General features: G+C 70.3%; 10 protein-coding genes. 5 read left to right on the top strand and 5 right to left on the bottom strand.

Annotated elements, in window-relative coordinates:
• Positions 1–124: 124 nt before the first annotated feature.
• The 5 genes from Ae717Ps2_RS36820 to Ae717Ps2_RS31870 form a co-directional block, all read right to left on the bottom strand.
• Positions 125–607, bottom strand: a complete 483-nt coding sequence (locus tag Ae717Ps2_RS36820) for a hypothetical protein (protein ID WP_143510804.1) — start codon at positions 605–607, stop codon at positions 125–127.
• Positions 604–2,634 carry a hypothetical protein gene (locus Ae717Ps2_RS31885; protein WP_075334711.1) on the bottom strand — a complete coding sequence of 677 codons (2,031 nt, stop codon included), beginning with the start codon at positions 2,632–2,634 and terminating at the stop codon, positions 604–606. The genes Ae717Ps2_RS36820 and Ae717Ps2_RS31885 overlap by 4 nt, the downstream gene beginning before the upstream one ends.
• Positions 2,631–3,353, bottom strand: coding sequence for an alpha/beta fold hydrolase (locus Ae717Ps2_RS31880; RefSeq protein WP_233147869.1), 723 nt, complete (start codon positions 3,351–3,353; stop codon positions 2,631–2,633). Before Ae717Ps2_RS31880 ends, Ae717Ps2_RS31885 begins: the two co-directional genes overlap by 4 nt.
• A 169-nt stretch (positions 3,354–3,522) precedes the next feature.
• The gene (locus Ae717Ps2_RS31875) at positions 3,523–4,341 is read right to left on the bottom strand and encodes a helix-turn-helix domain-containing protein (RefSeq protein WP_198932379.1); all 819 of its coding nucleotides are present in this window, start codon (positions 4,339–4,341) and stop codon (positions 3,523–3,525) included.
• 187 nt (positions 4,342–4,528) lie between these two features.
• On the bottom strand, positions 4,529–5,437 hold the full coding sequence (locus tag Ae717Ps2_RS31870; protein WP_075334709.1) for a 1,4-dihydroxy-2-naphthoyl-CoA synthase: 909 nt from the start codon (positions 5,435–5,437) through the stop codon (positions 4,529–4,531).
• A 795-nt stretch (positions 5,438–6,232) separates the two neighbouring features.
• Between Ae717Ps2_RS31870 and Ae717Ps2_RS31865 the strand changes: the two genes are divergently transcribed.
• From Ae717Ps2_RS31865 to Ae717Ps2_RS31845, 5 genes are all read left to right on the top strand, one after another.
• The gene (locus tag Ae717Ps2_RS31865; protein WP_143510802.1) at positions 6,233–6,907 is read left to right on the top strand and encodes a hypothetical protein; all 675 of its coding nucleotides are present in this window, start codon (positions 6,233–6,235) and stop codon (positions 6,905–6,907) included.
• Positions 6,908–7,095: 188 nt separating this feature from the next.
• Complete coding sequence (locus tag Ae717Ps2_RS31860; protein WP_233147868.1) at positions 7,096–8,316, top strand: MinD/ParA family protein; 1,221 nt, start codon at positions 7,096–7,098, stop codon at positions 8,314–8,316.
• A gap of 35 nt (positions 8,317–8,351) precedes the next feature.
• Positions 8,352–9,473, top strand: a complete 1,122-nt coding sequence (locus Ae717Ps2_RS31855; protein WP_143510800.1) for a glycoside hydrolase family 16 protein — start codon at positions 8,352–8,354, stop codon at positions 9,471–9,473.
• Between the two features lie 74 nt (positions 9,474–9,547).
• Positions 9,548–11,671 (top strand): transglycosylase family protein, encoded by a 2,124-nt coding sequence (locus Ae717Ps2_RS40130; protein ID WP_304442466.1) that lies wholly within the window; start codon positions 9,548–9,550, stop codon positions 11,669–11,671.
• Positions 11,671–12,789: a hypothetical protein gene (locus Ae717Ps2_RS31845; protein WP_233147867.1), complete on the top strand. Its 1,119-nt coding sequence runs from the start codon at positions 11,671–11,673 to the stop codon at positions 12,787–12,789. The genes Ae717Ps2_RS40130 and Ae717Ps2_RS31845 overlap by 1 nt, the downstream gene beginning before the upstream one ends.
• Positions 12,790–12,889 lie beyond the last annotated feature (100 nt).

Raw genomic sequence — 12,889 nt, 5'->3', positions numbered from 1 at the left:
GGCGGCAGGGGCCCCGTCGGCAGCGGCCAGATCCCCGATGATGCAGGTCAGGCCGCCGCGCGGTCGCGGGTCGGGGAGGCCCACTCGACGGCTTGACCAGCACAAACGCCAGGTTGAAAAAGGCTCATTGTCGCTGGTGGCGGTCGCGAGCAGCATGGTTCTGCGGCCGGAGGTGGACGTGGTGGGCGACTGTTGCCGTGGCGATCAACGCGGTCATGGCGGCCGCGGCCGGTGCGGCGATCATGGCGACACCGGCGGTGAGGACACCAGCGGCGACCAGCAGACCGAGGACCCGTAGAACCAGGAGCCCGCCGGCGCCCGGGCCCGTGATGTCGGTGCGCCCCGCGGCCGGGCCCGGCGTGTCCGGGTGCGGCGTAGGTGGTGTCGCTTGGGCTGGTGTCGAGGCGGGTGGTGTGGTGAGTAGTTCGTAGGCGCTGGTCAGAGCGATGAAGCGGTCGGGGGTGCCGCCCTGGTCGGGGTGGGCGTGGCGGGCGGCGGCCCGCCACGCGGTGCGTAGTAGCTCAGGTGAGGCATCAACGGGGACGCCGAGTAGAGCTGCAGCTGCGGCTGCAGCCCGGGCCTGCTCATGGTGAGTGGGCGGGCTCATCGTGGGTCCTCATCGGTGGTGTCGTGGGTCCAGTCGTCCCCGCTCCAGTCCGGGGCCGGGGCGCCGTCGGCTTGGTCGTCGGCGCCGGTGTCGGGGCCGGTGTCGGGGCTGCGGCGGCGCCGGTTCACTGCGGCGGCTTGTCCGGCGGTGAGCTGGCGTCGGGTCAGGGCTGGTCCGTGGGTGGGTGCGGTGCGGCGGGTGGAGCCGGTGACCGCGGGCGAAGGTACGAGTGGGGCGACGACGCCGTAGATGACCTGGTCGGTGGTGGCGTAGGCGAGGTGATGGGGCGGGAGTTGGCGGAGCCGGTTCGGGTCGAGCAGGTAGGTGTGTTGACGCCGGATGGTGCCGACGCCGGTGGGTCGGCCGGCGTCGAGTTGGTAGCCGACTTCGTCGACCATCCGGGTCCCGAAACGCTCGGCGAGGGCTTCGGCGTTTGTTGTGCGGCCGAGTAGGGCGCCGCCGCCCATGGCGCCGAGGAGGCGTCGTCGTTCGTCGTCGGTGTCGGCGAGGCCTTCGTAGGACTGGGCGGAGACGATGACCGACCCGCCGAGAGATCGGAGGCGTTCGACGAGGTTGATGACGGTGCCGGCGGTGTCACCGGAGACGGCGGAGAACTCGTCGATGACGAACAGCACTTGACGGCGGCCGCCGTGGTGGGCGACGCCGAGTTCGTAGGTGAGTAGTTCGATGAGCACGGCGGTCTTCGTGGCGGCCACGACCTGGTCGGTGGCGCCGGGTACGGACACGTACAGGGCGTCGAAGTCCGACAGTGGTTGCCCGGCGTCGAAGTCGCCGCCGATGCTGCGGAACAGGTCGGCGAACAGCAGCAGATCGGTATCGAGCGACGAGGATCCCGCCCCGGCGGTCTTGGTCAGGGCGGTGATCGCGCGTTGTTCGACCGGGTGGTTCTTCCAGGCGGTGGTGAGCCAGGCGGGGTCGAGGCGTTGCAGGAACTGCGCTGAGGATGTCGGTGGGTGTTCGGTGGGTGCGTCGATGACCAGGTGCAGCAGGCCGCGTTGGAGGACGTCGTAGAAGCGGTGATCGGTCTTCGCGAGTTTGTGCAGGGCCGCGCGGAGCTGCGGGGCGGGCATGCGCCACATGTTCAGGCGGGTCTCGAACGGGAAGACCCCGACCCGGTCGGGGTGGAGGCCGATCTGGGTCATGGTCTCGGCCCACTCGCGGGCGTCGTCGTAGGCGTCGGGGCCGCCTTTCGCGGCGAGGAAGATCACCAACGGCCGTGCCCCGCCAGCCCCGCCGGACACGCCAGTCCTGCCGGCCGTGTTGTGGTGCTGGTTGTAGGCGGTCCAGGTGATCTCCATCCAGCATGCCGTGCAGCGTGTCAGCATCGTGGTTTTCCCGGCGCCGGTCTCGGCGACACAGGCCATGTGCAGCGCGATCCGCGGCATGGGGAGTTCCAGCCAGGGCGCCGGGCGGCGGGTCAGGGTGTCGGTGAGCAGGTCCGGGTGGGCTCGGACGGTGTCGTAGCGGGGCCCGAGGACCACCGAGGGTGTGCCGTCCCGGCTGTGGTGGGCCAGCGGGGTGTGTTCGCGGCGTGCGCGGCGGGTCGCGGTCGCGGCGCGGATGCGTAGTTGGCGCCGCACGTGGCGTTCCCCGGCGGCTTGGGTGACACCGGAACGCATCCGTTTGGTGTAGACGTGCCACCACCACCACGCCAGCACTGCGATCAGGGGGGCCGTCGCGGCGGCGGAGTCGATCCCCGCAGCCAGGTAGTGCCCGTCCCAGGTCTGACGCACCGCGTCGCCGACGATCTCGACACCCCACCAGGGGACCGCGCCGGTCAGCGGTCCTGCCAGCAGCGCAGCGGCCACGACCACGAGGGCGATGGTGCGGAGCCGGTGCGGTTCCCAGCCGCGGGCCCACGCCGAGAGCACCAGCACGTGCCCGACCACGGTCGCGGGAACCGCGACCGTCGTGGCCGCGAGGAACACCTGCCCGACCGTGACACCACCGAACAACGGGATGTCGGGAAGGTCCGGGGCGCGTGCGGCGGGGAGCTGGTCGGTCATCGCCGCTCCGGTGTCGTGGTGGTGAGGAATCGGTCGATGACGGTGCGCACTGTGTAGGGGTGTGTGATGGTCGGGGAATGTCCGGCTCCGGCGATGATGTGCACGTCACGTGCGCCGGGGAGGGTGTCGCGCATGTGTTGTTGCCGTTCGGGCGGAATGGACTGGTCGTGCTCGCCGCGTAGTACCAGCGCGGGGGCGGTGATCTGTGGTAGCTGGTCGGTGATGTCGTCGCGATGCAGGAGGCAGTCCACCGGCGGACCGAGAGGGATACCGCGGGTCTGCCAGGTGCGCGCCCATCGGCGCGCTGCGGGATGATCTCCAATGATTTGAGACGCTAGGGCGTTGGTTAGTTCCGCGGTCGGCCCGGATTCGAAGAATTCGGCGAACATGCGTTGATACGCGGAGAGTTCGACCGGGTCCAGTGCGGCGGCCTCGGTGTCGATCAGGATCAACGCGGTCACACGGTCCGGGGCCAACAACGCGGTCCGTAACGCGATGAAACCGCCTTGTGAGCACCCGCCGACGACTGCCTGGTCGATACCGAGCGCGTCCATGATGGCCAGCTGGTCCCGAGCGAGGTCCCAGAAGGAAAACGGGGCATCTCCGAGTGGGCTGTTCCCGTGACCAGGAGCGTCCCAGGTGATGAACCGGCATTGTGGAGGCAATGGCAGCGCACCATCGAACATCGAATGGTCCAGCGCGAAACCATGCGACAACATGACTGCGGGTCCGCGGCCACCGCTGTCGGCGACACCGACGGTCCGAGACCCGATGCTGACACTTCCAGTTTTCACTACCGAATCCTTCGGGAACGTTGACGATGATGGGGTCATCTCTGTGCTGTGCGCGGCGTGTCAGGTGGTCGAGGGAAAGAAGACCCCATCATGATCAAGTGGGGGGGGCGTTCATGTCGACGGCGAGGTAGAGCTGGAGCGGACTGGATGCTTCGGGCCATTTCAGTACTTGCGCACGGAGGTTCAGCACTGTGTGTGAATCGAGGTCGCGGACCAGCATTTCGGCTTTGTGGCGGCCGAGTGCGAGGTCACCGCTGTTCCACATCTCTCGGAACTCTGGTGACTGCGACAGTCGGTCGAGCAGGGTCTTGAACTGGTCACCTCCCAAGTGGTTGCGCACCATGAGTGCTCGTGTCCAGGCGACTGTCAGTAGTGCTTCTTGTTCCCATTCGACCATGATGCGGCGGCTGTCGGGGACGAAGAAGAACCAGAGTAGTACGTTCGCGATGTCGGGGTCGGTGATGTGTCGGTACACGCGTCGGTATTCGGCGTTCGCGTACAGCACGTTCCAGGCGTCGTCGACGAACCCGGCGAGCGCCGAGGTGAGGGTGTCGACATAGGCTCGGTTCTCGGTCGTGATCACGTGCGGGGGCACGACTCGGTCGCCTGCGCCGGGCTGGTACTCGCGTAGGTCGTGCAGGTGTTGGCGCTGGCACGGGGAGCATCCGAGCGCGTCGGCGAGGGCGTCGACCGCGGCCGTTGAGGGGGCCACCCGGTCGCCCTGTTCGAGCTTCGCGATGTAGCCGGCGCCGTGACCGGTCAGCGTGGCCAGTTCCATGCGGCTCATCCCGCCGCCGCGGCGGCACCCGTTCACCGACCGTTCCCGCAGCTGACGCAGGAATCTGCCCAGGGCCGGCAGTTCCACCGGCTGCTGCTCCGCGTGGGGTGCGCGGTCGTTGTCCGATCCGGCCACCGTGAGTAGGCCCCTCCGTCGTCGTCGACCACATGAGGCACATCGGATACCCGAATTGTTCCCGTGTGGGTGCGTGTGATGACACAACGTAGTGGAAGGGTGTTGTGTCGGGTGACTCCCGATACGCACCCAGGGCTGAAGCGTCTCCAGCAGCAGCGGAGCTGCCGGTCAGGTCAGGGAGGTGGTCTCAGTAGCGCCAGGGGAAGCCGGTCCAGTCCGGGTCGCGCTTCTGCAGGAACGCGTCGCGGCCTTCGATGGCTTCGTCGGTCATGTAGGCCAGCCGGGTCGCCTCGCCGGCGAAGAGCTGCTGTCCGACTAGGCCGTCGTCGGCGAGGTTGAAGGCGTACTTGAGCATCCGCTGGGCCTGCGGGGACTTGCCGTTGATCTCCGCGGCCCACAGCAGCGCTTCGGTTTCGATGTCGTCGTGGTCGATGACGGCGTTGACCGCGCCCATGTGGTGCATCTGCTCGGCGGTGTAGGTGCGGCCGAGGAAGAAGATCTCCCGGGCGAACTTCTGGCCGACCTGCCGCGCCAGGTAGGCCGAGCCGTAGCCGCCGTCGAAGGAGCCGACGTCGGCGTCGGTCTGCTTGAAGCGGGCGTGCTCGCGAGAGGCGATCGTGAGGTCGGCGACGGCGTGCAGCGAGTGCCCGCCCCCGGCGGCCCAGCCGTTGACCACGGCGATGACGACCTTCGGCATGAAGCGGATCAGCCGCTGGCACTCCAGGACGTGCAGCCGCCCGGCCCGGCCCTGCTCGACGGTGTCGGCGGTGTCGCCAGAGGCGTACTGGTAGCCGGTGCGGCCACGGATGCGCTGGTCGCCGCCGGAGCAGAAGGCGCGCTTGCCGTCCTTCGGGGAGGGGCCGTTCCCGGTCAGCAGTACCGCGCCCACGTCGGCGCTGGTCCGGGCGTGCTCCAGGGCGCGGTACAGCTCGTCGACAGTGCCCGGCCGGAACGCGTTGAGGACCTCGGGACGGTCGAACGCGATCCGCACCGCCCCCGTGGCGCGGGCCCGGTGATAGGTGATGTCACGGAAATCGAACCCGTCGACCAGCGTCCACGCATCCGGATCGAACGTCTCGGAAACAGAAGAAGTCACGACAACACCGTAACCCGAGTCAAACCCTCAACGTCAACCACGAAGGGGATCCCGCCCCGCCCGCACCTTTACCCGCGAACCCCGAGGCACCTGATGGCCGAGAGAGGCAGCGCAGACGATTCTCTGGGCGGCCCCTCTTCGTCTCCACGTGACTGCCGCCGCCACAGATTTTTGGTCACGATCAGGTCACACGGTTCGTCACTGAGAGTAGTCGATCGCAGAAGGGGCGATGAGTGCAATGGGGGGGGGCGACCTAGATCCGCTGGCCGCGGCACCCTTACCGAGGAGTAACGCAGAGTAGATGCTCAGATACGGAGAGCGAAAGTACCCCTGGCAGGGGTACCCCTGGCAGGGGTACCCCTGGCAGGGGTACTTGCGGAGCGGGGTCGGGTCAGGGTGAATGTTGCCGCGCCGGCGGCTCGTGACGGTGCGTTGTCCGTGCTGGATCACGACGATTCCGCAGGGATCGCTCCCCGGGACGTATTGACGCGGCCATGCGCCCCGCAGGGATCGCGCACTGTTCTGTGCACTGTTCATGGTTCCAGCTGAAAGGGTGAGGGTGATTGTGCGGCACTGGCTGATCTCGAACCCCTTTTTCCGTGACGATTCTCTGGGGTGGGGAAAGTGATGGCGCGGGTGAATTCCCCGAGCCTCGATGAGTCGATCTGGAGGTCCGCGCCCGGTCTCGGCGAGGCCTCCCCGCCGGACACCGTCACCGTTGCTGCCACGGTCACCGCGCTGCGGGCTCGGTCGGAGCGCTGCGGGCCGTCTGGGTCGCCTGTGGCAGCGGAGTCGGTGGGCGAGCCCGTGGCCGGCGTAGAGCTGGCGACGCCGCCGATCGACGTCAGCGCCGACGTCAGCGTCGACTCCAGTGCTGGCTCCAGTGCCGACGTCAGCGAGGAACCCGCGTGGCCGGTACCGCAGCTACAGCAGTCGCGGCCACTCGCCAGGCGTCGCCTGGAGTCGTCGTTTACGAGGTCGGTGCGGTCGTGGGAGCCGATCTCGGATGTGGAGGCGTCGTCGTTCGCCAGCCGGTTCGCGTGTGACTTCCAGTCCTTCGACGAGGACGTCCCGTGGCGGCGGGCGGAGGTGTTGCGTGAGGTCCTTGCGGATGCGCAGGCGTGTACGTGGGGCTGGTCGGGGGAGGGTCGGCAGCGGGCGGATTCCCCGTTGCCGGGGCGGATCTACCGACGGTCGGACACGGTGGTGTTCGTCGAGGTCGTGGTCCGTGTGACTCCGTATGTCCGCATTGGTGCTGCTGGGCCTGAGGTCCGTCCCGAGGTGGTGGATCCGCCGGGGATGATCGGCCGGTCCTGCGCGCCACCGGAGGCGGCCGCGGCATGGGCGGCGACCGAGGCACGTTGGGTGCGGATGACGGTGCCGGTCACCCGCGCCGGCGAGGACGGCCGACTGGTCGTCGACCCCGCTTTGCTGACCGGGCCCGCCGAGAAACAGGCGGGTGATCGTTGATGTCGTCGAGTGATCACGTGCCGTCGGCTGGAGCGCCGCTGGAGGCCGTGGAGAAAGCGCCGCCGTCGTGGTTGACCGGTGCTGCGGCGGCGTGGGCCGCTCCTGGTGCACCGGCGACGGCTGAGTCGGCGAGGTCCGGGTCGTCGGGGCCTGCTGCAGTCGCGCCCGAGGTGCCGGGCGGGCGACCGGTGTCGGGCGAGTCCCCGGAACAGCTGCTGTCCACCGGCCCGGCGCCGGCGCGGCCCGGTATCGAGCCGATCGAACCGGCGGCGCCTGCGGCCGCGTTCCGGCACCCCGACACCAGCACCGACACCAGCACCGCCGCCGGCGCCGGCGCCGACACAGGCGACGACGGTGGTCGGGATGTTCTGGACGCGGGTTTCTCTGATGGTGGTGTGTTCGCTGATGTGGTGCGGCCGAAGCTGGCGGCGCCGGCACACGGCTGGCGCGCCGCGGTCCACGCGCTGTCGGGCGGCCGCTGGAATCCGGGTTTGTCCGCTACCGAGCTGCGCCTGAAAGACCAGGTCCGGCGGGTCACGACACCACTGTCGGGGCCGTTCAGCGTCGCGGTCGGGTCGATCAAGGGTGGTGTCGGGAAGACGACGGTGACCTCGCTGCTCGGGTTGGCGATGGCCGAGTACCGCGGTGACCGCGTCATCGCCCTCGACGCCAACCCCGATGCCGGCACGCTCGGGGACCGCCTGGTCGGGGAGGCGCAGGCAGGGCGGCGGACGGTGCGGGACCTGCTCCACGATCTGGATCGGGTCCAGTCTTCGACGCAGTTGTCGGGTTACACCCACCTCGCCGGTCGCCTGCGTGTGCTGACCTCGGAGCAGGAGCCGGCGTTGTCGGAGATGTTCTCCGCCCGCGACTACGAGGCCGTACTGCGACTGTTGTCGGTCTATCACGAGTTGCTGCTCACCGACTGTGGCACCGGCCTGGTGCATTCGGCGATGCAAGGAACGCTGCGGCACGCTGATGCGCTGGTCGTGGTGGGCGCGCCGACCAAGGACGGGGCGTCACGCGCGGCGCGGACACTGCAGTGGCTGGCCACCTACCAGGACTCTTCCGGCGGGTTTCCGTATCGGGACCTGGTCGCTGACGCTGTCGTGGTCCTGTCCTGTGACCGGGCGTCGCGGTATGTCGATGACAGCGTCATCGTCGACTACTTCGCCTCGCGGGTGCGGGCGGTGGTGGAGCTTCCCGCCGACCCGCACTTGGCGACCGGGGACATCATCGACCTGGCCGCCCTCGCCCCGGCCACCCGCGATGCGGTTCTTGAACTGGCTGCGGTGGTCGCCGACGGCTTCCAGGCCCGGACCTCGGGTTTGGCGGCGCACGGCTTCCGCGACACCCACCCCCGCGACATCCACACCGGTCACGCCGATCCTCAGGCCGGTCTGCGGTGATCGGGCCCGGCCCGACCAGCGCCGCTGTCGCGGCGGTGACATCACTGGGCGTCGCGTTCGCTCCAGCCGCTCCCACACCGGCGGAGGCGCGGGTCGAGTGCGGATGGCGGATCACCGCGACCCATGTCCTGGCCGAACTCGACGGTGATGAGTCCGAGCGGGCGCAGGCGTGGCGGGCCGCGCTCACCGAGATCGGCGCCGGACGCCCCGGGTTCGTCCCCACCACCTGCTACACCACCCCGAGCCCCCGCGACACCCGCGACCGCAGCGACAGCGGCGACAGCGGGGCGTCCGGCGCCGCCGGTAACACCGGGAACCGGTCAAACGATCATGAAAACGGATCCAGTGCCGCCCCCGACACTGGATCGCCCGGACCGCCGACCGGGCCGACGTCCGGGACACCCGCATCAGGTGACACTGCTGGTGAGGTGTTCGGGTGGGGTGTCCCGGACGTCGTCGACGACTTCACCGGCACTACCCTGGGTGCGGGGTGGAATGCCTATGACGGCCCGGGTCATGCCGGGAACGGCACCCGCTCCCCCGCCGCGGCGACCATCGCCGACGGTGTGCTCACCATCGACGGCTCGGGGGACGGCACGACCGCCGGGCTGGCGTGGACCTCGCATGCGCAGAAGTACGGGCGCTGGGAAGTCCGGATGCGCGCCCCGACCGGCTCCCCGTCCTACAACGCCCTCGCACTGCTGTGGCCGACGCAGGAGAACTTCCCCGTCGGTGGGGAGATCGACTTCGCCGAGATCATGAACCCGGCCCGCGACACGATCGAACTCTTTCTGCACTACGGCGCGGACAACTCCCAGGTCCACGGCGAACTGACCATCGACGCCACCGCGTGGCACAACTACGCCCTCGAGTGGACCCCGCACGGTGTGACCGCGTTCGTGGACGGCCGCGAATGGTGGAAGACCACCGACACCTCCATCCTGCCGCCGGGTCCGATGCATCTGTGTCTGCAGCTGGACTGGTTCCCCCGCGGCGATGACGAGACCGGGCGGATGCAGGTCGACTGGGTCAAACAGTGGGGCCTCGCCGCCGGCGAGGGCCCATCGACCGACACCGCCGGCAGCGAAGGGTCGACCGACGCCGACTCCTCCACCACGGTCACCGACGAGATCAACAACAACACCGGTCGGTCCTAGACGCCGTTCCGCCGCCCGACCGACACCCGCGCTTGTTCTCGTCTGCTCCCTTGCTGACCTGGAGGTTTCCCCGCATGTCTCCGCTCCCCCGCCGCGGCGGTCGGCGTGCTGTGCGGCCGTCGTGGGCCGACCACGTCCCGCGCCGCCCTCTCCTGCCGGGCCGTCTGCCGGACGGGTCACCCGCCCGCCGCTCAGCGGTCGCGGTGCTGACCGCGACCGCGCTACTGGGCGTCGGGACCTGGACCACCGTCACCACAGCTGCCCGGGCCCCGGAGGCGCAGCCGGTGACGGTGCTCGGGCTGACCGCCGCCGGAACTTGCGATAATCGCACAGCCGCACGTCAACACGCCGCCGCGACCGAAACCCGCACCCAGGCACGCGCGCTGCTCACCGACCTCACGCTCTCCGACAACCCAGCCGACCACGCCCTCGCCGACCAGATCACCGAGCTCGGGTTCCGCCCCGCAACCCAGCCGCCCGGGTGGCGCCAGCACGCCGTGGACATCTCCGACCACCTCCACCACCTGGACAGTGCCGACCCACACAGTGCCGACCCACACAGTGCTGACCCGCAGCTCAGCGAGGTCGGGGTGCGCCTAGCCGCGGCCGGGCTCGGCCCCACACCCGCCGACCTGATCGACCCACCACCCGCAGCCGACCTCATCAACGACACCGCAGCCGGAGCCGATGCGGCTCTCGGTGCTGTCGACCAGGCCCTAGCCGCAGCCACAACTCCACCACCAGCAGCAGCAACGCCGCCGGTAGCCCGGCCGCGGTCTGCGGCGCCGCCGATCCCGGCGGCCTGCACCGACCACCACCCGGCCACGCCTACGGCGTCGCCGGAACAACCACCCGCGGAGGAAAAGACCGCGCCGGACTCCGGGCCGGCCGATGCCCCAGCGGACGCGACTTCTCCTGCTGCAGCACCCACCGCGACACCACCGCCGACCAGCACCACTCCGGAACCCAGCGGCGACAACAGCCAGACCACGACCGCGCCGACCCCGGCGGCCGGGCCCCGCACCGCGACACCACCCGCGCCCTCGGCATCGGAGCCCGCGGTGTCGGTGGACAACGTCGACGCCGACACCCAGACCGGCCCAAGCCGGGCGCCCTCGACCGCCGACGACGAGAAAGCGCGGGCGGCGATCGGCATGGTCACCGACCTGCTGTCCGCGCTCACCGCAGACGGAGACACCGACGCCACCCAGATCGGCACGACCCTCCTCGACACCCTCGGCCGTGACCGTCTCGCCGCGCTCGGCGCCGACCCCGACGACCTGGACACCCTCGACCACCTCCGCAGCCTCGGCAGCGGTCGGAGCGACGAGACCAGGACAGGCCCGAGGCTCACGGGCGGCGACCAGTCCTCGGCGGCGGGCACAGGATCGACACCGCCCCCGACACCGGCGCTGGAGCAGTTGTCGTCCGGCGAGTCCGAGGTCCGACCCGGCGAGGTGATCACCCGCACCCAGTCCACCCAACCCAGCCGAGCCACCACCGACACCGCATCCGGCGCCGCGAGCAGCGCTGGTCAGCACACCAGCACGAGCGCAACGCCCGAGACCTCGACCAGTAGGGCAGGTTCGGTGGCGGCGGGCATCGAGAAGCTGAGAGCGCAGGCCCGCGCCGCGGCCGAGGTCGACCCACTCGCTCAAGACCTGCTCGACGCCCTCGACCGCACCACCAGCACCGGTGTGGAGGACCGGACGGTCAGCGCCGGCGAGCGGCCCGGTCGACCTACCAGCGACAACGACCCGAACAAGGACAGCGACCCGGACAAGGACAGCGACACCGTCAGCGCCGACCTGACCGGCGGTGCCGGTGACCGAGCCGGGCACCAGCCCGACACACCGCGCCCCGCCACACTCACTTCGGGGTCCGCGGCGAAGAAGCCGGCGACCGGGTCGGGGGCCGAGCCGCCGCCGGCGACCGGAGATGCGGAAACGGGTCCGGCGGCGGACTCGACTTTCGACAACCTAGCTCAGTGCGAGTCCGGCGGGGACTGGGCGAGCGACACCGGTAACGGCTACCACGGTGGCCTGCAGTTCAGCCCGTCCACATGGCGGGCGTTCGGCGGGGAAGGCGCAGCACACGAGGCCAGTCGGGCTGAGCAGATCGAGGTCGCGAAACGCGTTCAGGCCGTGCAGGGCTGGGCGGCGTGGCCGGCCTGCTCACAGCGACTCGGGCTCCGATGATGGCCACCGCAGCAGAGTCCGTCGACGCGTCGCAGGCGGCCACACCCGGGTGGGTGGAGCGGCCGCGGTCGTTGCCGGGGATGTATCAGCTGCTCGGTACCGCCGCCCGCCGCGGCAGCGACACGGGCCTGGATGTCGGGGACGTGGAGATGATCGTGGACCTCGCCGCCGCTCATGCTGCCCGCGCGACGGTCACCGGTAGTCCTACCGATGCGGTCGAGATCGCCGAGCAGGCCGGTGCCGCCGTCACCGCAGTGGCCGACCGCGGTCGGCAGGTGTGGCCCACCCATGTCGGGGCCGCGGACTGGTCTGGCCACGGCGCGGTCATCCCGGTCTTGGCCGGCTCCCCCGGCGCGGGAGCGTCCACGGTGGCGGCGGCGATCGCTGATGTCGCTCACCAGGGGAAACGGTGTTGTCTGCTCGTCGATGCCGACGCCCCGGCTCGGTCCGGGCTGGCGCAGGCCGCCGGGGTTGAGGGGCCGTGGACCCGCCCGATCAGCGAGCAGGTCCAGGTCCGCTACTCCTGGCGCGGGCGGACCGGGAACGGTGTGCTGCTCGCCCGCCTCGACACCACCCTGCCCGGGATCACGCCGGGGATGGTCCCGGTCCCGCCGGACTGGCTGCCCGACCCGCCCCCGGCGCCGTTGCATGTCACCGTGGTCGATCTCGGGCACGGTGGATGGCGCGCCGCGGCGGCCCCGATCGCGGGGCCCGGTGGGTGGCTGCGCGCCGGGGCGCCGGCGCCGCGACCGGTGCTGGTGGTGCGGGCCACGCGGCCGTCGCTGCGCCGCGCCGAACAACTCCTGGCCCGCCACGAGAGCTGGGTGCAGGCCGGGGTCGCCGCGCCGGTGGCCCAGCTGGTCGTGAACGCCGCCAAACGCTGGCCGGGCGGGATCGACGGCACAGCAGGGCCGCACCTGGCCGGGTTGCTAGACGATGCGGTGTTCCTCCCGGCGGTGGGCGCGGTCGAGCTGGCCGGGGTCACCGCTGCGGTGTTGCCGTCCAAGATGCTCGACGCGCTACGCCCGCTGCTCGCCTCGTGGGGCGTCATCGACGTGTTGGCCGGATCCGCCGCGGCGCGACAGCCGCCGCGGCCGAACCGAGGACCGGTCCTGTGACCGGCACCGTTGGTGTCGGACCTGTCGTGGTGTCTGTGTTCGTCCTGCGAGGAGTTCCCCCGTGTTGAGAACTATTTCCGATGATGCTGTGTGGGTCCGT

Origin of the sequence: Pseudonocardia sp. Ae717_Ps2, from assembly GCF_001932475.1 — a bacterium.
Lineage (GTDB): Bacteria > Actinomycetota > Actinomycetes > Mycobacteriales > Pseudonocardiaceae > Pseudonocardia.
Note: the sequence above shows the minus strand (reverse complement) of the source record. Positions and strands in the feature narration are given on the sequence as shown.